We start from the raw sequence: 25,634 nt of genomic DNA on the forward strand, positions 1-25,634 counted from the left end.
TGTTTGGTTTGTCTGATCACTTACATGTTATACAACATATTCATCATTTTTTTATGTTGTCAATGCGTATGTCCTATTATATTAATCTTGAGCTGGATTGACCACTTTTGTGAGGAGATTGACCAACTCAGCGTTTTGCAACTCGACTTGCTGTAATTTATGTGTAGTTTGATCCAGCACTTCTTGTTGTGTATGCATTTTTTTGGCAAGGTCTTGCATAATTTCCAAAGTCTTTTTTAAGTTGGTTTCCAAATGTACAACTTTTTCTTCAAGCGGCAAGGTTTCATGAACTGTTGATTGTGAAACATCACGATTAAATTGCAGCCAAATTAAAAAAACCACAGCCAACGACAATAATAAAATGAATCCCCAAAGCAACATTAGCATCATGATCAACACTCTTATAAATATATTTGTCTGTTATCTTAACGAAAAAATCGGCACACGCTGCGAATATTTTAATATTCTTCGACCAAATGTTGTCGATCTCAAGTTTAAAAAAAAACGACGTCATCAAAATTTTCAAGACAATAAAAAAGCATCCATCGTGGATGCCTTTTTCAATTCAATTGCAAACTTAAGCAATATGAAAACTTTCACATAAATCCAATAAACGGTTGGCATAGCCCCATTCGTTGTCATACCACGCAAAAACTTTAACTTGATTGCCCACCACCATGGTTTGAGTTAAATCGACAATTAAAGAATAAGGGGAATGATTAAAATCGGAAGAGACTAAAGGCTCATCGGTCACTTGCATGATTTCTGCATAATCGTACTGTGCAGATTTAACCAATACCTCGTTAATACGATGTACAGTCACAGGAGACTGCGCAACAAAAGTCAAATCAATAGCTGCAACATTAATAGTTGGCACACGAATCGAATAACCATCGATCCTCCCTTCCATTTTTGGCATCACACTTTTTAATGCACCCAAAGCCGAAGAGGTGGTTGGAATAATATTTTGGCCTGAAGCACGTGCACGACGTAGGTCTCGATGTGCACGATCAAGCACAGACTGATCCGCAGTTACCGCATGAATTTCGGTCATCAATGCAGTTTCGATGCCAAAGGCATCATCAATGATTTTCACCAATGGAACTAAAGCTTGCGTGGTACACGATACACTCGAAATAATTTGATCCGTGGCTTTCACATCATGATGATTGACCCCGTACACAATCGCAGCATCAACGCTATCAAAAGGTGCAGCACCAATAATCACACGTTTTGCACCTGCACAAATATGCTGTGTTGCAGCTTCACGTGAACGGAACAGGCCTGTACATTCCAGCACAACATCAACATTTAAAGTGTGCCAAGGCAGATTCAAGGGCTCTGCTTCATTTAAAACCTGTACTTTTAAATGTGCACCTACAGACATAATATCGAGGAAAATTGCACCATTTTGTTCAACAATGTTGACCTGCCCTGCAAAACGACCATGGGTCGAATCATACTTAAATAGATGAACCAATGTTTCAACATCTGCAACATCATTAATGGCAACAATTTCATAGTGAAATTCCTTAGGATTTTCAAACCAAGCGCGTAATACATTACGTCCGATTCGACCAAACCCGTTGATTGCCACTCGCTGCATGACTTTTCCTTCATTTTGAAACAATTATAAAGCGACGCTATGTTAATAGATTTTACGCCCAAACCGTTATCATTAATTCATTTAATGCTTATTAAACTGAGTTTTAAATAAATCATCACATGTATTGCCTATCAATTGTGGAATGTTCTTTAAATCCCAATCCAAGAATACAAAAGCTGATGAAAAAATTTAACCATTCACGCGATTCATTTACTCAGCTCCATTATTTTTTGCCATTATTCGCTTTGATCTTTGGCTAAAATATAAAAAATGATCGCAATCAATCATGGGCAATTTCATTCAAATCTCCATATAAATTCATAGATAAAATATTCAAAAAATCCACAAACTTAATAAAAGTGAATCAAATATGATGAATTATATAAAAAGTCACATAGTTCATTGAAAGTCATTGGTCGGTGCGGCTTTTTCCGTTATAATTTAGCGTTTTTAAATTTTAAGTCAGCCTATCAAGCCAGCTTTAATTTTCTGTAAGACTTGCTTGATAGGCTATTTACCCAATTGAAATTAGGAGAGACTTGGTTGTGAGTACTCGTTTTATGACATCAGCTGAAATTCGCGAAGCTTTTTTAAGCTACTTTGAATCGCAAGGGCATACACGTGTCGCGTCGAGTTCTCTGGTACCTGCCAACGACCCAACATTATTATTCACAAATGCAGGGATGAACCAATTCAAAGACTGTTTTCTTGGTCTTGAAAAACGTGACTATGTACGTGCAACATCATCACAAAAATGCGTACGTGCAGGCGGTAAACACAACGACTTAGATAACGTTGGTTATACAGCGCGTCACCACACCTTCTTTGAAATGTTGGGTAACTTCTCTTTTGGTGATTACTTCAAACGTGATGCGATTACATTTGCATGGGACTTCTTAACGAACGAAAAATGGTTAGGTCTTCCAAAAGATAAATTATATGCCACTGTTTATCATACAGATGACGAAGCATTTGATATCTGGAACAAAGAAATTGGGTTAGATGCGAGCCGCATTATCCGTATTGGCGATAACAAAGGCGAAAAATACGCATCAGACAACTTCTGGGCAATGGGCGATACCGGTCCTTGTGGCCCATGTTCTGAAATCTTCTTTGACCATGGCGATCACATCTGGGGCGGTTTACCGGGCACACCTGAAGAAGATGGCGACCGTTTCATCGAAATTTGGAACAACGTCTTCATGCAGTTCAACCGTACTGCTGACGGTGTACTTCACGCACTTCCTGCGCCTTCTGTCGATACCGGTATGGGCCTTGAGCGTATTTCAGCTGTATTGCAGCACGTTAACTCAAACTACGAAATCGACCTATTCCAAAACTTGCTAAAAGCTGCTGCGGAAATTATCGGTCTAGATACCACTGAAATTGATGCTGCTGCAAAAGAAGCAGGCAAGCCTGTTGACTACCCTGCTTCACTTAAAGTGGTTGCAGACCACGCACGTTCATGCTGCTTCCTGATTGCAGATGGCGTAAACCCTTCAAACGAAGGCCGTGGTTATGTATTACGTCGTATCATCCGTCGTGCCGTTCGTCACGGTAACAAGTTGGGCGCAACCGGTACATTCTTCCACAAAATGTTGAAGCCTTTAATTGAAGTGATGGGCGCTGCATACCCAGAACTTGCAGCTCAACAAGCTCGTATTGAAGCTCAACTGTTAAAAGAAGAAGAACAGTTTGCCAAAACACTTGAGCAAGGTTTGAAACTGCTTGAAGGTGAATTGGCAAATCTTAAAGGTTCTGTCATTCCGGGCGAAACTGTATTCAAACTGTATGACACTTACGGCTTCCCAACTGACTTAACAGCAGATATTGCACGTGAACGTGATTTAACGATTGATGAAGCGGGCTTTGAAGTTGAAATGGCCGCTCAGCGTCAACGTGCGCGTGATGCAGGTAAATTTGCTGTCGACTACAACTCTATTGTAAAAGTGGATAGCGAAACTCAATTCGAAGGCTATGACGCAACTCAAGGTCAAGGTCAAATTGTTGCGATCTATAAAGATGGCGAACAAGTGGATGAAGTGGTTGAAGGCGATGAAGCGCTGATCGTACTCAACCAAACCCCTTTCTATGCAGAAAGCGGTGGTCAAGTAGGTGATACTGGTTTATTCAAAAACGATACCGGTATTTTTGAAGTTCAAGATACCAAAAAATCTGGTGGTGCATTTGTACACCAAGGTATCGTAACCATGGGTAACCTGAAAGCTGCTCAAGTTGTTGAAGCGGTTGTGAAAGCAGATATCCGTGAAGCAACTTCACGCAACCACTCTGCGACTCACCTTCTGCACGCTGCGCTGCGCCAAGTCTTAGGTGCACATGTACAGCAAAAAGGCTCATTAGTTGCCAGCGAACTTTTACGTTTCGACTTTGCCAACGACCAACCTGTAACCTTTGAACAGCTGCAAGAAATTGAACGTATTGTCAATGCTGAAGTGATTGCCAACACCGCAGTTTCAACCGAACTGCTCGACATCGATAGTGCTAAAGAAAAAGGCGCAATGATGTTGTTTGGTGAGAAATACGGCGACGAAGTACGCGTACTGTCTATGGGTTCAATTATTGACGAGAAAAACTTCTCGATTGAGCTTTGTGGTGGTATTCATGTCAAACGTACAGGTGACATCGGCCTATTCAAAATCACTTCTGAAGGTGGTGTTGCTGCGGGTGTACGTCGTATTGAAGCGATTACAGGTACTAAAGCCATTGAAGCTGCACAAAAAACGGATCGTGACATTCATGCAATCAACGAGTTGCTGAAAGCGCAAAAAGATCAAACTTTAGAAAAAGTTGAGTCTTTAGCATCAACAGCATCTAGCCTGCAAAAGCAAATTGAACAATTGAACCAAAAACTGGCAAGCTTCCAAGCAACTGAGTTATTAAACCAAGTTCAAGAGATTGCTGGCCGCAAAACGTTAATTACCACCGTTCAAGCTGTCGATGCAAAATCACTTCGTAACTTACATGATGGCGTGAAGTCAAAACTGGACAATGCGGTTATCGTGATTGCTGCTGTCGATGCAGATAAAGTGAGCTTAATTGCATCTGTTGCGAAAGACTTTACCGCAAATATTAAAGCGGGTGACATCATCAAACATTTAGCCACTGAGCTTGGTGGTAAAGGTGGTGGTAAACCTGATCTTGCACAAGGTGGCGCGCCACTCAATGATAAATTTGATCAAGTGATGACAGATTTATCTGCTTGGATTGCGACTAAATAAGGTCAATAACATCATGATAAGGCTCGCATTGTGTTGTTTATTTTTAATTAGCCCAATGCTTTTTGCTAGTACATATTACCAATTACATGTTCCTAGCAAAACTCTTCCTTATTGTGAGTTTATGCCTTTTGATTATGTTGAAAAGAAGATTGTAAAAGCTGAACTTTACAATCGAATCTATATTAAGCAGCCTGTAACATTAGAGTTTATTCGTTTAGATTCTAAGCCATTCACAGGATTGCAATTATGGAGTCCGAAGGGGCAAGTGAAAGCAACTCGCCTCTCTGACACAAAGTATCGATATAAACTTCCTACTTTAAATAAAGGGGAAATTTACGAGCTACGTGGTATTTTGAAACATCCAGCAAAATCTGGTTTTCAAATATGTGTAAGTGCTTTAAGTCGTTAGACTTATTTACTTGGTAAGGAAAGTTATGGCATTAATCGTTCAAAAATATGGCGGTACCTCAATGGGTACACCAGAGCGCATTCTCAATGTTGCTCGTCGTGTAAAGCGTTGGCATGATCACGGTCACAAAGTTGTGGTTGTTGTATCTGCAATGAGTGGTGAAACCAACCGCTTATTGGCTTTAGCGAAGGCCATTACCGACACCCCTGACCCGCGTGAATTGGACCAAATGGTCTCTACAGGCGAGCAGGTAACGATTTCAATGTTAGCAATGGCACTTAATTCAATTGGTGTTGAAGCTAAATCATTAACAGGCCGTCAAGTAGGCATTAAGACGGACAGTTCATTTACCAAAGCACGTATTGAATCGATTGAAACTGACGTTTTAACCTCAAACCTAGACGCAGGTCGTGTCATTGTGGTTGCAGGTTTCCAAGGTTTTGATGAAGATGGCAATACCACAACACTTGGTCGCGGTGGTTCAGACACTTCAGGTGTTGCACTTGCTGCTGCACTAAAAGCAGATGAATGCCAAATTTACACCGATGTTGATGGTGTTTATACCACTGACCCACGTGTCGCTCCAAAAGCAAAAAAAGTTGATCGTATTTCTTTTGAAGAAATGCTGGAAATGGCATCACTTGGTTCAAAAGTCCTACAAATTCGCTCTGTAGAATTTGCCGGTAAATACCAAGTGCCTCTACGCGTATTATCAAGTTTTGATAATGACGATGATGGCGCATTCGACGAAGATTTCAAACAAAATGTCGGAACACTAATCACCACTGAAGCGGAAGACAACATGGAAAACCCAATTATCTCAGGCATCGCGTTTAACCGTGACGAAGCAAAATTAACAATTTTAGGTGTTCCTGACAAACCAGGTATTGCATCAAATATCTTATCACCGATTGGCAATGCAAATGTTGAAGTGGATATGATTATCCAAAACGTTGAAGAAGATGGCACAACAGACTTCACGTTTACAGTTAATCGTAGCGAATTAGCAAAAGCCAAAGCAATTTTAGAAGCAACTGCTGAAGAAATTGGTGCACGTGAAGTCGCAACACGCTCTGATATCGTTAAAGTATCAATCGTAGGTGTTGGCATGCGTTCTCACGCAGGTGTTGCAAGCAAAATGTTTACTGCCCTCGCTGAAGAAGGTATCAACATTCTTATGATCTCTACATCTGAAATTAAAATTTCAGTGATCATTGATGAAAAATATCTAGAACTTGCTGTACGTGCATTACACACGACATTTGGTTTAGACCGTGAAACTGGTGAATCTAGCGTACGCGCATAATTTAACCATACACGGTATCAAAATTTGTCATTGTTAGACAGATTTTGAAAAACATCGTAAAAATATAGAGCCACTATAGTTTTTTTTATAGTGGCTCTGTTATATTAACCCTGAGGATTTTGAAAATTTAATAGATTTGTATTTGTTACAATGATTGTTTCAGATGCCTATTATAATTTTTTGCTTTTACAGGTTATGAATTTTACATAACAAATCAATTGCAGGTTTTGCTTTTTGCAAGGAGATAAACATGCTGATTCTGACTCGCCGTGTCGGCGAAACATTAATGATTGGGGACCAAGTTAGCGTGACTGTGCTTGGTGTAAAAGGTAATCAGGTTCGTATTGGCGTGAATGCTCCAAAAGAAGTATCTGTTCATCGTGAAGAAATTTACCAACGTATTCAACATGAACGCGCGATGCATGAACACCTCCAAAACATTGATCAAGAATATCAGCCATCGTTTGAAGAAACTGATTATTCTCAAAATAACTATAATCGTTAAGATTCAAGTTGTTTAAAAATAAAGCGGCCAATCAGCCGCTTTAAATTTTTGTAGATTTGATTTTCACTACGTCATTTAGTGAGAGTTCTGCGCTTCCAAGACTTTACGCACAGGTCCAAAACTACGGCGGTGCTCCGCAATTACCCCATGCTGCGCAATCGCTTCAAAATGTGCTTTGGTTGGATAGCCTTTATGTTTGGCAAAACCATACTGCGGGTATTTTTGGTCAAGCTCGACCATTTCATGATCACGTGTAACTTTGGCTAAAATACTAGCTGCAGAAATTTCTGGATGAATCGCATCCCCGCCGACTACAGCATCACAACTCATGCTTAGGCCTTGTGGCACTTTATTACCATCGACTAACACATGATCTGGTTTGATCTCTAATTTCTCAACCGCGCGACGCATGGCCAAGAGCGATGCCTGTAAAATATTAATTTCATCAATTTCTTGTGCAGAGCATTCGGCAATGGCCCAAGCCAAGGCTTTTTCTTTAATTTCAACGAAGAGCTTTTCACGTTTCTTTTCGCTTAACTTCTTCGAATCATTCAAGCCTTCAATTGGATTTTCCGGATCTAAAATCACTGCTGCGGCAACCACAGAACCCACTAATGGACCACGACCCGCCTCATCTGCACCCGCAATTTTCATTTTCACTTTTCTCTCATCATAAAAAACGATCCTTAAAGGACTCAGACATGAGACATGGCTAAGTTTTAAGGATCGTATTGAAGAATACTCTTTTATTGTTTCAAGGTTTCAATTACACATGCATTCAATGTGTTGGTTACAATTTTAGCTGCCAAGTTTGCTTGTGAGGTTTTATCCATCGCCGCAACCACAAGATCAGTTGCAGTCACACTCGTCGTCGCCTTTTCGCCAACACATGAACACACTTCAGTTTGAAGTTCAGATTTTTGTGTCTCGGTTAAAAGTTTTGAGCCTGTTTTCCAATATGTGTTGTTATTTAATTCAGTTACACATTTTGCTTGCACACCCACTTTAACCGCCATCATTGCCAAACTATTGGTTGATGTTGCACCTGATGTGCTACCTGCACCACCAGTTGTACCAGTAGCTGCGCAAGCAGTTAAAACTAAAGAAAGTGGAGCAAGAACAGCAACTAATTTTTTCACGAGAAATCCTTTGTTAGGTTAATCAACGCCGGTATTGTGCCCCAATTTACACACAATAAGGTATGACTAATTTAAATTAAATTCGATAATTGTGTGGTTAATCAGCGAAATTGCCGTTGCATATGATCAACACTGCGTCTCAATTTAATTCTAGATTGAGTTTTAATGCATAGATTAAAATCTGCCACAATTAAAATGACATTTCGCTTAAAAACATGAGCAATTATTCTCAATACTACACCCGTACCGCACAATATCTGCATTGGATTATGGCACTGATATTCATTCTTGCTTGGATCATTGGATTTTATAGCGGCAACTTCCTCAACTATGAGGTAGATGGAAATTTTAAAGGTCAGGTCATCACTTTACATAAGAATATTGCCACCACAATTCTTTTTTTGGTCATGATCCGTATTTTTTGGCGCTATACTCATCCTGCACCCAAACTGCCAACAACAATGTCCAAGAGCATGAAAACATTGGCACATTTGGGCCATTTGGCTTTGTATTTTATGTTGCTTGCTCTACCGATTACTGGTTGCCTATTTAGCTGGAGCGCGGGCCACCCTGCTCCTGTGCTGTACCTTTTTGAGATTCCACGTTTAGTCCAAAACAATCCGGAACTCTTAGCTATCGTAAAACCCACGCACATTTGGATTTCATAGGCTGCGGGTCTTTTATTGGTCAGTCATATTGTTGCAGCGCTAAAACACCATTTCATCGATAAAGATCATGTTCTCGAAAGCATGACACGACAGCCCAAACCATAATGTTACTTTAAAACTTGAATACAAAATAAAGGCCACATGATGTTAATGCTGATCAGTTAAGGAAATTCGGGTTATTTATTACCCTAAATTTCCTTATATTTGGATTTAAAGTGAGCTAAATTTACGTCTTACTGACCTTATTTTTAACTTTTAAATCCTTAACTGACTGGCATTACCACATGATGTGGCTTTTATTTTGCAATTGATTTAATTCAGAGCTTGTTGCGCACAGCCACGCAAACTATTCAGTATCGCTCTAGAAATTAATTGATGCTTTTCCGTCTCATTGACTGCCGCCGTCATTAAATCTTTGGCTGTTATATTGTCCATTGCATGGTCGCCAACACACTCACAGATAGCAGCTTGATTCGACTTTTTTTGCTGCGCATTCATAAACATTGCAGCCCCTTTCCATGCTTTTGAAGCATTCAGTTCTTGCTCACATTGATATTCAATCACTGGCTTTAACATTTTTTGGCTTAAACTTGGTGATTTTTCTGCCATTGCAGTTGACACAAAACAACACGATGACACTGCCGCAACCAAGGTTGCAACATGAGAACGACTAATTTTCATGATCAAATATACTTTAGAGATAAAAAAGGCAGTGATAAATCACTGCCTGAATATTATACGTCGTTTATTCATCTAAGGCTTTGATCTTTTCGATCCAAGTTTGCTTTTCTGCATCAGAAATAAAGGATGCTTCAAAGGAATTTATCGCAAGCTGTTTCAATTCTGCGTGGTTAAGATCCAATGCTTCGGCAATCGCCATAAAGTTGTCATTCATATAGCCACCAAAATACGATGGATCATCTGAATTGACAGTTACATGCACACCTTGCTGCAATAGACGTTTGATATTGTGTTCAGCCATATCATTCACCACGCACAGCTTTAAATTACTGAGTGGACAAACGGTTAAAGGCATTTTTTCGGCAATCAAACGTTGCATTAAAGCCGGATCTTCTTCTGAACGTACGCCATGATCAACACGGTTTACTTTGAGCAAATCCAGTGCTTCCCACACATAGGCTGAAGGTCCTTCTTCACCTGCATGAGCAACGATCAGAAAACCGGCTTCACGTGCTTTGGCAAAGACACGTTCAAACTTAGAGGGTGGATGACCAACTTCACTTGAATCCAAGCCCACAGCAATGATTTGATCTTTATACGGTAAAGCTTGCCCTAAGGTGGCAAAAGCCGCCTCTTCTGACAAATGACGTAAGAAGCACATAATCAAATGTGAAGTAATACCAAATTTGACTTTTGCATCATCACAAGCACGTTGTAAACCATTGATCACGGTTGCAAAAGCCACACCACGATCGGTATGGGTTTGTGGATCGAAGAACATTTCGGTATGTACGACATGATCTGCGGCACACTTTTCAAAATAAGCCATCGCCAAATCATAGAAATCTTGTTCTACAATCAGAACATTGGCACCCGCATAGTAAATGTCGAGAAATGACTGTAGGTTATGGAAGTTATAAGCTTGTTTTACTTCCTCAACCGATTTATACGGAATTTCAATCTGGTTGCGCTGTGCAATAGCAAACATTAATTCAGGCTCAAATGTCCCTTCAATATGCACATGCAATTCAGCCTTCGGCATGGATTGAATTAACTCAATTCGGTTCATAGCATATCCTTGTAAAATTCAAATTCAGAAAATAAAAAAGGGTGTAAACAACGTCTACACCCTTCGTTGTTCAGGGTAAATTACCCCCCAAACATCGCAAATTTAAGTGCCCAAAGTACGGCAATAATCCATACCATATACGGTACAGTTGCGGCTTTGCCTGTGAACAATTTCACCAAGGCATAGCTGATAAAGCCCATCGCAATACCGTCTGCAATTGAATAGGTAAACGGCATGAAAATGATAGTTAAGAATGCTGGAACAGCTTCGGTGATATCATCCCATTCAATATGGACAATCCCCTGAATCATTAACACACCAACAAATAACAATGCTGGCGCAGTTGCAAAACCGGGTACAGATTGAGCCAATGGTGCCAAGAACAAGCAAAGGAGGAACAATACCGCAACCACGACAGCAGTTAAACCTGTACGGCCACCCGCTGCCACACCGGCAGAAGATTCAATATACGGGGTTGTTGACGAAGTCCCTAATGCAGCACCTGCAACGATCGCAGATGAGTCAGCAAATAGTGCTTTTTTCAAACGAGGTAATTTGCCGTCTTTAAGTAAACCGGCACGATGAGAAACACCAACCAAAGTACCGGTAGAATCAAACAAGTCGACCAAGAAAAAGACAAAGATCACGCCAATAAGACTGGCTTCAAATAAACCCGAGAAATCCATTTGCAAGAACGTCGGTGCAAGCGATGGAATTTCCCCGACAACACCTTTGAACTCGTTAAATCCAAGCATGGTGGCAATGGCAGTCACCGCAAGGATACTGATGATAATCGCACCACGAACTTTAAAATGGTGCATGATCACAATCAGTAAAAAGCCCAATAATGCGAGCAAGACTGAAGGTTGACTCAAGTCACCCAAACCGACCAAAGTCGCTTCATTTTGAACAATCATACCTGAGTTTTTCAATGCAACCAGTGCAAGGAATAAACCAATACCGCCACCAATTGCCAACTTCAGTGACATTGGAATCGCATTTACAATCGCTTCACGTATTTTAAACATACTGATGGCGATAAAAATAATTCCTGACACAAATACTGCTGCCAAAGCAGTTTGCCATGGCACGCCCATCCCCAAACAAACAGAATAGGTAAAGTACGCGTTTAATCCCATACCGGGCGCAAGTGCAATTGGATAGTTTGCAACTAAGCCCATCACTAAACAGCCAATTGCTGCTGCAAGACAAGTTGCAACAAAAACTGCCCCATAATCCATCCCGGTTGAGGACAAAATCATTGGATTGACAATAATGATGTAGCACATGGTTAAGAATGTGGTTACACCCGCGATCACTTCTGTTTTAAACGTTGTGTTGTTTTCACTCAGTTTAAACAGACGTTCCAGCACATTTTCGGAAGATGGATTAGGAGTCGTCATGACCTAGCCCCTATTAAGTAAACTTGATGCCGTTTAGCATTTCACAAAATTAATCATGACGAAGGATCATCATTAATTTTGTGAATGATCTAGCAATAGATATGCCAATTTGGCTAATTAAGGGTTTAAAATAAGCACAATTTCAAAGCCTTATCCCATTAAGGAAACTTTGAAATTTGCAAACAAAAAAGCCGCATAACGTTATGCAGCCTATTCGTTCTATTCAATCATTTTAATAAATTTTGATTGAAATATTTTGCGATAAAATTATAACACATTGATTTTTTAATATTTCCACAATTTCAGTTGTTTTAAATTCAGTAAATTTAAGATCTTGTTTTACTTAAAAAGATTCGTATTATTATATATAAAAATAATCTATCGCTGCATGTTATACATCATCAATCATCTGTTAAAAATTACTTTTAACCAAGACACAGGTCACCACTAGTTCAATTTTTCATTGAACACCTGATTTACCTCTTGCTGTCTTTTAAGCTCAGTATTCTTATATACTGTAAATCCGAGAAACACGATGCTTAAAATAAAGACTGGAATTAGAATTTTTTTCATACCTAAATTTCATTCTTTAAAAAAACTTTTAGTTATCATAACAAAAAATAAAATATCTTATGAGGCCTAAATCACACTTTCACTGACTTTCAACTTAATTTATTTTACTTTTGTTTATGCATTGTTAATTTTGTAATCGATTTTCTATTTTTTTACAAGTGGTACAATTGATTAAAATTCACTCACAGCAACAAAACTTCATATTTTTAACTTTTTTATTTAAAAAACAATTGCTTAACCGGATCAATCATTTGATGCAGTTCAATTTTTAAAAAACTTCTAATTCATTGAATTTATTCTTATAAATGATCTTGATGCCAACAAATGTTAGCTCATATTTAGCGCTAAGCATTCAGTCAAGATGAAGAAAGTTCACGCCCTAAAAAAGCCGCGATATTCCGCGGCTTCGTATTCTTAGATGTGTTTCGTATCAAGCGGCTTGCTGCTCATCACGCTTAAATACCAGCTCACCTTTTAAGCTACTGTCTGCATCGAAATAGTAGCCATCTGTATTGAATGATTTGATATCTTCAATTTTTTCAATTTTATTTTCTAATAAATAGCGCGCCATCAAACCACGTGCTTTTTTTGCATAAAAACTAATGACTTTATATTTACCGTTCTTTTGATCCAGAAATACGGGCTTAATAATTTCAGCTTTTACTTTCGATTCTTTTACTGATTTATAGTATTCATCTGAAGCGATGTTTACCAGCAACTCTGAACCTGCCTGTTCAAGGTCCGCATTGATTAAATTCGTGATCGTGTTATCCCAAAACTCATATAAATTATGCCCACGCGGATTTTTAAGCTTGGTGCTCATTTCCAAACGATAAGGCATCATCAAGTCCAATGGTCGAAGTAGCCCATATAAACCCGACAACATACGCAAATGTGTTTCTGCATACTGAATATCGTCTGCTGCCAAGTCATACGCATTTAAACCCGTATAAACATCACCCTTAAAAGCAAAAAGTGCCTGACGTGCATTGGAAAAATTAAATTCAGGTTGCCAATCGCGGAAACGCTCCACATTTAAAGTCGCAATTTTCTCACTTACGCTCATTAAGCTTGCAATTTCTGTTGCCGACAGTTTACGTGCGACATCAATCAATTCTTGTGAATGATCTAATAAACGCGGCTGGGTGAATTTTTCTGTTGGAAGCGCTGTGGTGTAATCTAAAGTTTTGGCAGGAGAAATTAAAGCGAGCATAAACAACCTGTTTAAATTTTAATTTAGCAAACTATAGCAGTTGAACAATTTCAAAGCCAATCTGTGTTTTTGATGATCTTAATCTGTAAACTAAGTCGCGCTCCTACTTTTACAATTCAATTTCTATGTCAGAACACATGTTCATTCAAGGGCCAACCGGACAACTTGAAGTCTTTGTCGATTATCCTCAGGGTGAGGTGAAAGGATTCGCAATTGTTTGTCACCCTCATCCACTACAAGGTGGAACACCGCAACATAAAGTCCCTGCACTTCTTGCGCAATTAATGCTTGAACGCGGTTGTGTTGTGTATCGCCCAAGTTTTCGTGGCTCAGGTTTAAGTCATGGTCTGCATGACCAAGGGCATGGAGAAACGGAAGATACGCTAAATATTATTCAGCATGTACGAAATTTACACCCTCAACTTCCATTCTATGCTGGGGGGTTTAGTTTTGGCGCGCATGTGATGGTCAAAGCCTACAACTTGATGCATAAAGAAGACCGTCCAGTGAAATTGATCTTATGTGGTTTACCAACAGCGACAGTTGCAAGTGTGCGCCATTATGTAACACCTGAAATCCAAGGCGATATTTTGTTTATTCATGGTGAGGCTGATGATGTTACCTTACTGTCGGATCTCATTGTATGGGCGAAACCACAGCGACATTTGATCACCATTTTACCCGGGGCAAATCACTTCTTTACTGGTTATTTAAAACAACTTCGAATAGCGATTTCACGCTATCTTGCAACTTAAGTGCTCCAGCAGCAGTACTTTTACAATCTCATTCAAAAATAAAAAGACTAGCGACGAAAATGCTTGAGGCTTCTGATTCGCCAGAAAGCTCAGGATGATCTGGGCTTTGCTGTTTTTTACATCAATTATAACAACCGATATTACCTATGCCACAATGTTACCTCAAGCCCAAGAAAAATAACAATAAATTCCTGTTAAATTAAGCAGAATTGCAATTTATAAGATAGTTTTTGAACAATATAATCTTTTGTTTACAGCCAAATGTGGCTGCTATTTAGCCATCAAATTTATTGCTGTTTTTAAGGGAAATTATGAAAACCATTTTAGGATTACTAACGATTGCTACCTTATGCTCTACTGCTATGGCGCAAAATATTTCGGGGACATGGCACTATATGGATGACAAAACGGGGGAAGCCAAAGGTTTAGTCAAAATTGAGCAGCAGGCTGATGGCACTTATGCTGGTACAGCCTTGAAAGCAACACCACGCGCAGGCTATACACCCAAAAAGTTTTGCACCAACTGTCCCGCACCCTACACCAATAAGCCCATCATCGGCCTGCAAGTTATTCAAGGCTTAAAAACAACAGATGACACCAACTATACCCATGGCAAAATCCTCGATCCTGTTTCTGGAAAAATTTACAGTCTGAAAGGTAGATTAAGCTCGAATGGCAAAAAATTATTTCTTCGCGGCTATATGGGCGTTTCTGCGTAAGCGTCCGCTGAACCCCATACCTATTTTTTAATTTTGGTCGGGTTGCCACCGGTGTGGCAGTAATTCTTCTATTTGGGTCACTTTATGTGTCGGCAGCCTTTTCAGCACATCACTTAAATAGGCATAGGGATCCAGCCCATTCAGTTTTGCTGACTGAATCAGCGTCATGATATTCGCCGCTCGCTGGCCGCTGCGCAGCGAGCCAGCAAACAGCCAGTTTTTACGCCCCAATGCCCAGGGGCGCATTTGATTCTCAATCCAATTATTGTCAATTGGCAAATTGCCATCATCCAGATAGCGGCTTAAGGCTGGCCAACGCTTCAGAGTGTAATTGATGGCCTTGGCGATTGGAGAACTCGATGGCACCATCAGATGATGTTGGTTGAGCCATTCATATAGTTGTTGCATGACCGCTTGACTATGCTGTTGCCGGTATTCGCAGCGGTGTTCTGCTGTACCGTCGGTCTCTTTTCTTAATTCTGCTTCTATAGCATACAGTTTCTGAATCAGTACTAAGGCCTGTTCAGCGACCTGACTTTTCCCGGTCACATGCAGTTCATGGAATTTACGACGCGCATGTGCCATGCAGCCCACTTCAATAACCTGGCCTGATCTAAAGCGTGCTTTATAACCACTGTAATCATCACAGACCAGATGACCCTGCCAGCCTTTCAGGAACTCTTCAGCATGCTGACCTGAACGGCTATCTTGAAATTCATAGATCACCGCCTGAACTGGATTGTACTGTGTGGTGGCATAGGCCCAGACATAACCTTTCTTCGGTTTTTTCTCATCATCACCCATCCGCATAATGGTGACCGGTGTTTCATCGGCATGCATCACCCGCTGTTGCAGCACCACCTCTTTTAAGGCATTGGCCAGAGGTTCCAGTTCTACACCGCAGCGACCTATCCAGTCAGATAAAGTTGATCTAGAAAGTTCGATTCCCGCCCGCTGATAGATCAGACGTTGACGGTACAGCGGCAAATGATCGGCATACTTCGATACCAGCACATGGCTGAGCAGTTCAGGTGAAGCAATGCCTTTATCAATCACATAGGCGGGCATCGCTTGCTGAGTCAGGGTGTCACACTGATCACAGACCCATTTGCCACGCACATGCTGTTCCTTATAGAACTGTGCCGGTCTGAAATTCAGTTTTTCACTGATATCTTCGCCGATACGACGTAACTGGCAGCCACAACTGCATTGGGTTGATGCAGGTTCATGCTCAATACGGATGGTGTGTAGATGATCTGGCAGCAGTCGACGTTTAGGTTTGTTGACTGTGGCTTTCTGTGTCGCTGCATCGGTTTTATCTGCATTTAATCGTTCTAATTCTAGATCAACGGCTGCGATATCTTCTTCGACCGCTTCGTCCCATAGATGGATTTGTTTTGCGGTGAGATGTTCGTTTTTACTGCCGAATTTATGCTTTTTAAACAGCGCCAGTTCATGCTCGTATTTTTGATTGAGAATAGAAAGATGCCGAACTTTGGCATCCAATTGCTGGTTTGATTTTTCTAATTCTTGATTTGATTGTGCTAGAGACTGATGCTGCATCGCCAACTGCCGGGTAAATTCCAGCAGTTGTTCATGGGTCAGTTGGCTTAAGTCAGGCAGCGTATTCATGACCGCAGTATGCCTGAGGTCATGACAAGAATGAAATAGAACATTCGGAGAATAGCAGAATGTACTAGCCTGGTTTAGAGCATTGTGACCACTTGCTGTCGTCCAATGCGCTGCCAGGGCAAACCCTGAATGAGTGCCTGTAACTGTTCTGGACTGAGAGCTACGGTTTCACCCTGGTGAACTTTAGCCCAGTGGAATTTTCCCTGTTCCAGCCGCCGGGCACACAGCCAGATGCCCAGTCCATCATGTACCAGCACTTTCATGCGATGGCCACGTTTATTACAGAACAGGTAAGCACAATGCGGTTTGATCGAGCCAAAGGCTTTCATAATCTGCGCCATGGCAGTATCCATCCCTGCACGCATATCCATCGGCTGGGTAGAAAGCCAGATTTCATCAATACGGATCATTGAGTCAAACCCTGGATCAGCAACAGTAATTCAGTTACAGACTCCACTGGCCATTCGATTTCGATCACCTGATCTCTTGCGGAACATTGTTCCTTATGCAGTGGAATTCTGATATGAGCGAAAGCTTTCTTCTCCGGCACAGGTGGCGGAGGTACTTCTTGTTTGACTGGAGTCGAAGGCAGCACAATGGGAAGAAAGTCAACCTGCACACTGGATTGGGTTGTTAATGCAGGGGGCATTGATCTGAACTGGCGAATCCATTTATGCAACAGATTGGCATTGATCTGATGTTGCATTGCTACCTTGGCCACCGATGTATCTGGCTGTAGACATTGCTGAATAAGTTGATGTTTAAATTCAGCCGTGAAGGTTCGACGGGGCTTTTTTAGCGTTGGTGCACTGTCTATAACTGTCTTTAAATCCATAAATAGGTGTCCACTTAAAATTTAGGGGACACTATCGCGGTATTAATGAGTGAGAAAAAGTGGGGTTCAGCGGATGCTTACGTTTCTGCAGTAGGCCGCAGTCAAACTTGGTTGCGTGTGGAATAAAATGCAAACTCCAACAGGTCTAAATATGTCAAATATTAGAATTATTGAGATATCCCATTGTTTTATAGCAGATGTTATTTAATAGCATCTTTTTAGTTTGATTACATATAGCTGATTACTTAACTCTTTAGTACACCAAAGACCTTAAAGAATGGAATTTTACAGCTATTTTTACGTGCTAATATTTTTAGAATTTAGCTATAGATGACCAATGTGAAACGGCAGACTTCTCGATGATTTCTGCCGTTTTTATCTCTGGAATATTTTAAGCTTTAATCAGCCTTTCCATTGAAATTTACAGAAGTTTTCTTCTTCTTTTAATGTATTTTCAACCGCTTGTGCCAATTGATTTAATAAGCTTTGTTCTGTAATACGGTCTAACCAATCTTGGTCTTCATCTGGATATGAAGTGATTTCACACACAAAGTGTCCTGAATCATCCTGTCCCTGACACGTCACAGATAAGGGTAATTCATGATTATCCACGCTAACTGCAATCTGGTCACCACTTTGCGATAGCGTCTGGAAACCATATTGCTCAAGTTTGCCTGCCAATAACTCTGCAACTTGCGTTTGTGTCTCTAAAGAATTAATCGCAGCGTCTTTTTCGCAGTTTGCAGTGAATTGTAATTTTTTCATGTGTCTATCCAAAGGCATTCTTGTTGTATGGTTTTAGCATAAGCAATTAAAACAAAACAGCCAAGCATTTGCTTGGCTGTTGTTTAACAAATATACAATATTAGACTAATTATTCACTCACCAGAATGGTCAGGCCTGCTTGATTAGTCAGTTCAGTAAATGTTGGGAAACTTGTCGCAACCGTTTCGGTGCCTACAATTTTTATCTCACCCGAAGTACGAAGACCCGCCATAGAGAAACTCATCGCAATACGGTGATCGTGATGTGATTCAATTTCACCACCTGTGAAAATTGCGCCCCATTCACCTACCTTGCCTTTACCTTCAATGATGATGCCATCATCCGTTGGTGTGCAATTTACGCCCATGGTTTGTAAACCATCCGCCATCACTTGAATACGGTCAGACTCTTTCACACGAAGCTCAGCCGCACCAGTCAAAATGGTTTGGCCTTCTGCACATGCCGCAGCAATAAATAGTGCGGGGAATTCATCAATCGCCAATGGCACTTGATCTTCAGGCATGTGAATGCCTTTCAAGGTACGTGAGCCACGAATGCGAATGTCTGCAATCGGTTCACCACCTGCAATACGTTCATTTTCAACCGTTAGGTCTGCACCCATTTGTTTTAAAATTTCAATCACACCAGTACGTGTTGGGTTAATACCGACCGCTTCAAGGGTTACATCTGAACCTTCGGTAATTGCTGCGCCAACCATAAAGAATGCCGCAGATGAAATATCAGAAGGCACTTGAATTTCAGTGCCGACCAACTTACCGCCACCTTGAAGTGAAATACGGTTGCCTTCGGTTTTTACTTCATAACCGAATGCACGCAACATGCGTTCTGAATGGTCACGTGTTGGCTCAGGCTCAGTCACCACGGTTTCACCCTCAGCCCAAAGACCTGCAAGTAAAATTCCTGATTTCACTTGAGCAGATGCCATTGGTAAATCGTAGTGAATGCCTTTCAGGTTTTGATTGCCTGAAATAGAGATCGGTGGCGTACCACGCTCACCCGTGGTTTGAATCTGCGCACCCATTTCACGTAATGGTTTGGCAATACGTTCCATTGGACGTTTAGTCAGAGACGCATCACCAGTCATGACAGAATCAAATTTCTGTGCAGACAACATCCCTGAAAGTAGACGCATAGATGTACCTGAGTTGCCCATGTACAAAGCCCCGACTGGTGCTTTTAAGCCATTCATACCGACACCGTGAATAGTGACTTCACCATTTTTCGGGCCTTCAATGCTGACACCCATATCACGGAATGCTTGCAGGGTTGCCAAAGCATCTTCACCTTCAAGGAAACCCGTCACATGGGTTGTTCCTTCTGCAATCGCACCAAACATGATGGAACGGTGTGACACAGATTTATCACCTGGCACAGTAAATTTACCTTTAAATTGCTTAACGCCTGGTAAAATCGTGAATTGCTGTGTCGTCACTTTATTTTTCTCCATCAGTGGTCTCATTGCGAGCATATGATTGAAATGTTGTCGTGCAGCTTGTGCATGCCCCAACAAGCCCATCAATGCCTGTGAATTTTCATCTTCAATCAGTTTACGCAGGACAGCCAATTGTTTTTCAAAGCCATCCACCGCATTTAAAATTGCCTTTTTATTGGCGAAAAAGATGTCATGCCACATATGTGGGTCACTTGCAGCAATGCGTGAGAAATCACGAAAACCGCCAGCGGCATAACGGAAAATATCTAAATTGTCTTCTCGGTTTGCCAGTTGCTCAACCAAGTTAAATGCCATTAAATGCGGAAGATGACTGGTATGGGCCAACACTTCATCGTGTTTTTCCACATCCATGCAAATTACTTCCGCTTTGGCAGCTTGCCACAATTGAATCAGTTTCTCTACCGCCCAGTCTGCACTGCTCGGTAAGGGGGTCAAAATCACTTTGTGATTGGCAAATAAATCAACTTTACCTGCATGCACACCTGTCAGCTCAGCCCCTGCAATCGGATGTCCCGGAACAAAACCAGCAGGTAAGTTTTCACCATAGACCGCTTTTGCAGCTGCAACGACATTGCCTTTGGTACTGCCCACATCGGTAATAATAGTGTGTTCAGACAAATAGGGCTGAATAGTTTCCAACACTTTTTGCGTTGCCCGTACAGGCAAGGCTAAAACGACAAGGTCTGCACCTTTTACCGCTTCAGCTGGGTCGCTATAACCCTGCTGAATCAGACCCAATGCTTTGGCATCTGCCAAGGTTTTTTGTGAACGTGTAGACGCTACAATTTCCTTCGCCAAACCTTCAGCAATAATGACACGCGCTAGACTTGAGCCAATCAGCCCAAGCCCAATAAAAGCAACTTTTTCAAATAGTGGCACAGACATAACTTACGCTTTTGCCTCTAGGCCTAATACTTTAGCCAGTGCAGCTAAGAATTTTGCATTTTCAGCTTCAGTACCAATCGATACACGCAGATGTTCAGGAATCCCAACAGGACGCACGATCACGCCTTCTTTTAATAACGCATTAAAGGTTTGTGCAGGATCTGCTTTAACATTCACTAAAATAAAGTTCGCGCGTGAAGGCACATAAGCCAAACCTAAAGCAGCAAAACCCGCTTCGAGCTGAGCCATACCGGCTTTATTCACCACACGAGATTTTTCAATAAATGCTTCGTCTTTGAGTGCCGCAACTGCTGCAACCATTGCTAAATGGTTCACGTTGAATGGCTGACGAATACGGTTTAAGAAATCCGTTACTTCAACTGATGCCAAGGCAAAACCAACACGAAGTGCAGCTAGGCCATAGCACTTTGACATGGTACGGCTGACGATGAGGTTCGGATATTGATCTAAGAATTTGAGGCTGTTGAAGTTTTCAGGGAAATATTCCACATAAGCTTCATCCAGCACCACAATCACACCTGCAGGTACTTTTTGCATGAATGCTTCAAATTCAGCTTCTTCAAACCAAGTCCCTGTTGGGTTGTTTGGATTGGCAATAAAGATTAATTTGGTATTGTCTTGAATTGCCGCAGCCATAGCATCTAGGTCATGAGCGAAGCCTTTGGCAGGTACTTCAATCGCTTCAGCGTTAATCGCTTGGGTCACCAAACCATATACCGCAAAGGCATGTTGGCTATACACCACTGAATCTGATTCTGAAACAAATGCACGGGCAAAAATTTCCAGAAGATCGTTTGAACCATTCCCTAAAGTAATGCGGTCATGTGCAACACCAAATTGTTTTTCAACTTGGTCTTTCAGAATAAAACCGCCACCATCAGGATATCGACCAATTTCTGCCAGTTCGGCAGCAACCGCATCTTTTACTTTGTCAGAACAACCCAATGGGTTTTCGTTTGACGCCAGTTTGACGATATCGGTAATCCCCAACTCACGCTCAAGTTCACTAATGGGCTTACCTGGTTGATAAGGCTTTAACTTTGCAATGCCTTCATTGGCTGGGACAAACGTCATTTTACACTTCCAGTTATTTCAAGTGATGAAGGTGATCAACTCCTCTTGAAGCTGATCACAGTTGTGATCTTAAAGGACAGCAATCGGATATGAACCCAATACGCGAATTTCTTTAACCAATGGACGAATTTCTTCAATAGCCGCTTTTACATTTTCTTGCTCAACATGACCTTCTAAGTCCACAAAGAACACATAAGCCCATTTCTCTGGCAATGCAGGACGTGTTTCGATACTGGTTAAGCTAATGTTGTGCTTCGCAAATGGCGCAAGGATTTCAAGCAACGCACCTGCACGGTCATGTGCAGAAATGAGCAATGAGGTTTTATCATTTCCTGACTGTGGTACTTTCTCACGACCAATCACCAAGAAACGCGTAGTATTTTCTGGGTTATCTTCAATATTGCCATGCAAAATTTCAAGATTATAGATATTGGCAGCCACTTCAGACGCAATTGCCGCTGAATGCCATTCGTTACGGATACGACGTGCCGCTTCTGCGTTTGAACTCAGTGCTACACGTTCTACACCCGGATAATGTACATCCAACCAACCACGGCATTGCGCCAAAGTTTGTTGATGTGCATAAATTTGTTTAATGCTGTCTTTACGCGTGTTTTCTGACACAAGAAATTGGTGATGAATACGCAGTTCAACTTCACCAATCACATTTAGATGAGACGATTTAAAGCAATCTAAAGTATGGTTAACCACACCCTCAGATGAGTTTTCGACTGGCACTAAACCATAGTGCGCACTACCCGCTTCCACTTCACGGAACACTTCATCAATCGTTGGAAGTGGGCGAATAACCGCATCTTGACCAAAATGCTTTAACACCGCTGAATGCGTATACGTCCCGACTGGGCCTAAGAAAGCAATACTTTGTGGTGCTTCAAGCGCTAAACATGCTGACATGATCTCACGGAATAAACGTGCCATCGTCACATCAGACAAAGGGCCTTCGTTGCGATCCATAACTTTACGTAAAACTTGCGCTTCACGCTCAGGACGATAAAACAGTGGATTCTCTTCAGAAGCAAATTTTGCTTTTGCTACTGCTTCGGCCAGCTTCGCACGACGGTTAATAAGTTGTTGAATCTGCATATCAACAGAGTCGATATCATCACGAATTTGAGCCAAGTCCAGAGAAGTCGTAGTGTTTTGATCATCGTTGATCATTGTTATGTCGCCCTTCGAAAATATTTTGCAAACAGTATAACAATAGTCAGCTTTCAATTGTTGCGCAATACGACTTTGATTGATTCAGCCTTAAAAACATACAGTTGATTAAAGCTTCATCAGCTTGGCTGAACAATGAGTACAGATAAACTGATAAGCCTTTGCATTTTATTAACTTTTTATTTAAGTCTAATCACCCTAATATTCCACATTATGATCCGAATGCAAGTTTAGTCTGATCCTTCTCTATACTAACCAAGGCAAATTGATCTGTTCTGGCAGAGTTCAGAACTTTTAACTATTTCTGATATAGAAAATAGATCTGATCGACACAGTTTGATACGTTTTTATCGATTTATGCTTCGACTGTCATTGGTCGCTTTTTCAGTGATTTAATTGATGTCCTAACCTAGTATTTACAGACATTGACAGATTTATAACAAATGGGACAAGCAAATTTTTTCATTGCTTTATAGTCTCAATAACATGACAAAAATAACAACACTGAGGTACAGCGATGCACAAGAAGATTGCGGTGTTAGTGACCTATGATTTTGATGATGTAGAGTACCTTGAGCCCGTTGAGGCTTTTCGAGCCGCTCGACATAGTATTATTAATATCGAAAATCAGGTCGGAAAGATTATCTACGGTATTCAGCGTAGATCCCAAATCACCATTGATCAAAGCATCGATGATGCTTCAGTACATGAATTCGATGCCCTGTTTATTCCCGGCGGTTTTTCACCAGATAAATTGGCCTTAGATGATCGATTTATTTATTTTGTGCGCAATTTTGCCGACAGCCAAAAACCGATTTTAAGCAGTTGTCATGGCCCACATTTATTATTAGAAGCCGGTGTCATTCAGGGCCGACAATTTGCCAATATTCAATCTTTAAATCAAAGTTTGTTAAACGCAGGTGCCGTCATTTCTGATCAAGCGGTAGTGAATGACAATAATCGCTATATTTCCTCACGCAGTGCTTTGGATACTTCAGAATTTATTGAAGTCTGTCTACAAGTTTTAAGGCAAATACCATCGACATTGCAATGAATACGTTAAAAGTGAATTTAAGAAGCATAAAAAGCGAGGTTTCAACTTCGCTTTTTATGCTTTCCACCGAATTTAGATCGGTATTAACGACCTAAAATCCCACGTGCAACGATCTCTTTCATAATTTCATTGGTGCCACCGTAAATTTGCTGAATACGCGCATCGACAAAGAAACGAGAAATTGGATATTCCGTCATATAGCCATATCCACCAAACAATTGCAGTAGATTGTGTGCAACTTTCATTTGCATATCGGTAGAGAAACTCTTCAATGCCGCAGCAGTTTCAACATCCAGTTTGCCCTGCATATACAGTTCAACATTTTGGTTATAAAACGCCGCCGTGGCTAACTCGTCAATCTTCGCTTGCGCCAAAACAAAACGCGTATTTTGGAACTGACCAATCGCCTGACCGAAAGCCTGACGTTCTTTGACATATTGAGTTGCAACATCAATCGAACCTCGAATTGCACCAATAGCGGTCGAGGCAATCGCGGTACGTTCGCGTGGTAACTCTTGCATCAAATAAGCAAAGCCTTGTCCTGCCTGACCTAATAACTGCTCTTTCGGCACTTTGACATTGTCATAGAATAATTCTGAAGTGTCTTGTGCATGCAAACCAATTTTGTCGAGGTTTGTGCCCTTTTTAAAACCCTCTAAATGCGTATCGACTAAGAGCAAAGATACACCTTTGGCACGTGCCTGCGGGTCAGTTTTTGCAGCCAACACCACCAAGTCGGCATGCTGACCATTTGAAATAAAGGTTTTAGAACCATTCAATAAGTAGTGATCACCTTGCAAAATGGCACTACTGCGCATGGCCTGTAAATCTGAACCTGCACCCGGCTCAGTCATGCCAATCGCGCCAACTACTTCGCCTGTAACCATTTTAGGTAACCAATGTTGTTTTTGCGCTTCAGAACCAATATGGAGAATGTACGGTGCAGCAATTTCTGAATGGCACGAAATTGCTGTTGATAAAGCACCAAAACCTGCTCGTGAAGATTCTTCCACCAACATCAGTGAATAATGCGTTGGAACGCCATAACCGCCATATTCTTCAGGCACATCGACACACAGGAAGCCATTATCACCCAGCACACTCCAAACTGAACGCGGCATAATGCCGTCTTTTTCCCACTGATCATAATGTGGTGCGACCTGTTCATTTAAAAAACGACGAAAGTTATCACGAAATAATTCTAAATCGGCATCATATGCTTGCATGCGGTTGCTTCCTTGACTCTGAGATTGTTGTTTTATCTGCAACATCCTATTGCACTTTAGGAACAAGGTCATGTGCCAAAACCACTGCGTTCAAAATAAAAATAGCTATAAAAAAAGGAAGCCGAAGCTCACTGCTGTCCCACAATTTTCATAAGAAGAGCCTCAATTGAGGTTCTTCTTGTTTTCGCCATTTTTTATCGGGCA

The 25,634-nt window shown here is 41.1% G+C and carries 23 protein-coding genes and 1 pseudogene; 8 read left to right on the plus strand and 16 right to left on the minus strand.

Annotated features, from left to right (window positions below; translation table 11 throughout):
- Positions 1-81: 81 nt before the first annotated feature.
- Positions 82-387 carry a hypothetical protein gene (locus tag ACN6OV_RS12090; RefSeq protein WP_427953313.1) on the minus strand — a complete coding sequence of 102 codons (306 nt, stop codon included), beginning with the start codon at positions 385-387 and terminating at the stop codon, positions 82-84.
- Between the two features lie 190 nt (positions 388-577).
- The gene (gene gap / locus ACN6OV_RS12095; RefSeq protein ID WP_427953273.1) at positions 578-1,606 is read right to left on the minus strand and encodes a type I glyceraldehyde-3-phosphate dehydrogenase; all 1,029 of its coding nucleotides are present in this window, start codon (positions 1,604-1,606) and stop codon (positions 578-580) included.
- A gap of 545 nt (positions 1,607-2,151) precedes the next feature.
- Here gap and alaS point away from each other — a divergent pair.
- The 4 genes from alaS (at position 2,152) to csrA (ending at position 7,065) form a co-directional block, all read left to right on the plus strand.
- Positions 2,152-4,845 carry an alanine--tRNA ligase gene (gene alaS / locus ACN6OV_RS12100; RefSeq protein ID WP_427953275.1) on the plus strand — a complete coding sequence of 898 codons (2,694 nt, stop codon included), beginning with the start codon at positions 2,152-2,154 and terminating at the stop codon, positions 4,843-4,845.
- A 121-nt stretch (positions 4,846-4,966) separates the two neighbouring features.
- The gene (locus ACN6OV_RS12105; RefSeq protein WP_427953277.1) at positions 4,967-5,254 is read left to right on the plus strand and encodes a hypothetical protein; all 288 of its coding nucleotides are present in this window, start codon (positions 4,967-4,969) and stop codon (positions 5,252-5,254) included.
- A 25-nt stretch (positions 5,255-5,279) separates the two neighbouring features.
- Positions 5,280-6,560, plus strand: a complete 1,281-nt coding sequence (locus tag ACN6OV_RS12110; protein WP_427953279.1) for an aspartate kinase — start codon at positions 5,280-5,282, stop codon at positions 6,558-6,560.
- Positions 6,561-6,810: 250 nt separating this feature from the next.
- Complete coding sequence (gene csrA, locus ACN6OV_RS12115) at positions 6,811-7,065, plus strand: carbon storage regulator CsrA (protein WP_078189080.1); 255 nt, start codon at positions 6,811-6,813, stop codon at positions 7,063-7,065.
- 75 nt (positions 7,066-7,140) lie between these two features.
- Here the strand turns inward: csrA and rnhB are convergent, their stop codons facing one another.
- Entirely contained in the window at positions 7,141-7,719 is a 579-nt protein-coding gene (gene rnhB, locus ACN6OV_RS12120; protein ID WP_427953315.1) for a ribonuclease HII, read from the minus strand.
- Between the two features lie 92 nt (positions 7,720-7,811).
- The gene (locus ACN6OV_RS12125) at positions 7,812-8,204 is read right to left on the minus strand and encodes a hypothetical protein (RefSeq protein ID WP_427953281.1); all 393 of its coding nucleotides are present in this window, start codon (positions 8,202-8,204) and stop codon (positions 7,812-7,814) included.
- A 215-nt stretch (positions 8,205-8,419) separates the two neighbouring features.
- Between ACN6OV_RS12125 and ACN6OV_RS12130 the strand changes: the two are divergent.
- Positions 8,420-8,977, plus strand: a pseudogene (locus ACN6OV_RS12130) (cytochrome b).
- 207 nt (positions 8,978-9,184) lie between these two features.
- Here ACN6OV_RS12130 and ACN6OV_RS12135 read toward each other — a convergent pair.
- From ACN6OV_RS12135 to yaaA, 4 genes are all read right to left on the minus strand, one after another.
- On the minus strand, positions 9,185-9,553 hold the full coding sequence (locus ACN6OV_RS12135; protein ID WP_427953283.1) for a hypothetical protein: 369 nt from the start codon (positions 9,551-9,553) through the stop codon (positions 9,185-9,187).
- Positions 9,554-9,617: 64 nt separating this feature from the next.
- A complete protein-coding gene (locus ACN6OV_RS12140) occupies positions 9,618-10,622 on the minus strand; it encodes an adenosine deaminase (protein ID WP_427953285.1) in 1,005 nt (334 codons plus the stop codon).
- A gap of 80 nt (positions 10,623-10,702) precedes the next feature.
- Entirely contained in the window at positions 10,703-12,025 is a 1,323-nt protein-coding gene (locus ACN6OV_RS12145) for an NCS2 family permease (RefSeq protein WP_427953287.1), read from the minus strand.
- A 1,003-nt stretch (positions 12,026-13,028) separates the two neighbouring features.
- Entirely contained in the window at positions 13,029-13,811 is a 783-nt protein-coding gene (gene yaaA, locus ACN6OV_RS12150; protein WP_427953289.1) for a peroxide stress protein YaaA, read from the minus strand.
- A 125-nt stretch (positions 13,812-13,936) separates the two neighbouring features.
- Here yaaA and ACN6OV_RS12155 point away from each other — a divergent pair, with 125 nt between their 5' ends.
- Together ACN6OV_RS12155 and ACN6OV_RS12160 are read left to right on the plus strand one after the other, a co-directional pair.
- Entirely contained in the window at positions 13,937-14,566 is a 630-nt protein-coding gene (locus ACN6OV_RS12155) for an alpha/beta hydrolase (protein WP_427953291.1), read from the plus strand.
- Positions 14,567-14,877: 311 nt separating this feature from the next.
- A complete protein-coding gene (locus ACN6OV_RS12160; RefSeq protein ID WP_427953293.1) occupies positions 14,878-15,285 on the plus strand; it encodes a DUF2147 domain-containing protein in 408 nt (135 codons plus the stop codon).
- A 27-nt stretch (positions 15,286-15,312) separates the two neighbouring features.
- Here the strand turns inward: ACN6OV_RS12160 and tnpC are convergent, their stop codons facing one another.
- The 7 genes from tnpC to pheA all read right to left on the minus strand — a co-directional run bounded on the left by tnpC (position 15,313) and on the right by pheA (position 23,150).
- The gene (gene tnpC, locus ACN6OV_RS12165; protein WP_427953295.1) at positions 15,313-16,917 is read right to left on the minus strand and encodes an IS66 family transposase; all 1,605 of its coding nucleotides are present in this window, start codon (positions 16,915-16,917) and stop codon (positions 15,313-15,315) included.
- Positions 16,918-16,991: 74 nt separating this feature from the next.
- Entirely contained in the window at positions 16,992-17,327 is a 336-nt protein-coding gene (tnpB, locus tag ACN6OV_RS12170; RefSeq protein WP_427953297.1) for an IS66 family insertion sequence element accessory protein TnpB, read from the minus strand.
- Complete coding sequence (gene tnpA, locus ACN6OV_RS12175) at positions 17,324-17,752, minus strand: IS66-like element accessory protein TnpA (RefSeq protein WP_427953299.1); 429 nt, start codon at positions 17,750-17,752, stop codon at positions 17,324-17,326. The genes tnpB and tnpA overlap by 4 nt, the downstream gene beginning before the upstream one ends.
- A gap of 402 nt (positions 17,753-18,154) precedes the next feature.
- Complete coding sequence (locus tag ACN6OV_RS12180) at positions 18,155-18,517, minus strand: hypothetical protein (protein ID WP_427953301.1); 363 nt, start codon at positions 18,515-18,517, stop codon at positions 18,155-18,157.
- 109 nt (positions 18,518-18,626) lie between these two features.
- A complete protein-coding gene (locus ACN6OV_RS12185; protein WP_427953303.1) occupies positions 18,627-20,876 on the minus strand; it encodes a bifunctional prephenate dehydrogenase/3-phosphoshikimate 1-carboxyvinyltransferase in 2,250 nt (749 codons plus the stop codon).
- Positions 20,877-20,879: 3 nt separating this feature from the next.
- On the minus strand, positions 20,880-21,971 hold the full coding sequence (hisC, locus tag ACN6OV_RS12190; RefSeq protein ID WP_427953305.1) for a histidinol-phosphate transaminase: 1,092 nt from the start codon (positions 21,969-21,971) through the stop codon (positions 20,880-20,882).
- 69 nt (positions 21,972-22,040) lie between these two features.
- Positions 22,041-23,150, minus strand: a complete 1,110-nt coding sequence (pheA, locus tag ACN6OV_RS12195) for a prephenate dehydratase (RefSeq protein ID WP_427953307.1) — start codon at positions 23,148-23,150, stop codon at positions 22,041-22,043.
- Between the two features lie 517 nt (positions 23,151-23,667).
- Here pheA and ACN6OV_RS12200 point away from each other — a divergent pair.
- Positions 23,668-24,204: a DJ-1/PfpI family protein gene (locus ACN6OV_RS12200; protein WP_427953309.1), complete on the plus strand. Its 537-nt coding sequence runs from the start codon at positions 23,668-23,670 to the stop codon at positions 24,202-24,204.
- 83 nt (positions 24,205-24,287) lie between these two features.
- On the opposite strand, the gene ACN6OV_RS12205 is transcribed toward ACN6OV_RS12200, so the two are convergent.
- Complete coding sequence (locus ACN6OV_RS12205; RefSeq protein WP_427953311.1) at positions 24,288-25,430, minus strand: acyl-CoA dehydrogenase family protein; 1,143 nt, start codon at positions 25,428-25,430, stop codon at positions 24,288-24,290.
- Positions 25,431-25,634: the final 204 nt, after the last annotated feature.

Source organism: Acinetobacter sp. (assembly GCF_050285345.1).
In the GTDB taxonomy this organism is placed as follows: Bacteria; Pseudomonadota; Gammaproteobacteria; order Pseudomonadales; family Moraxellaceae; genus Acinetobacter.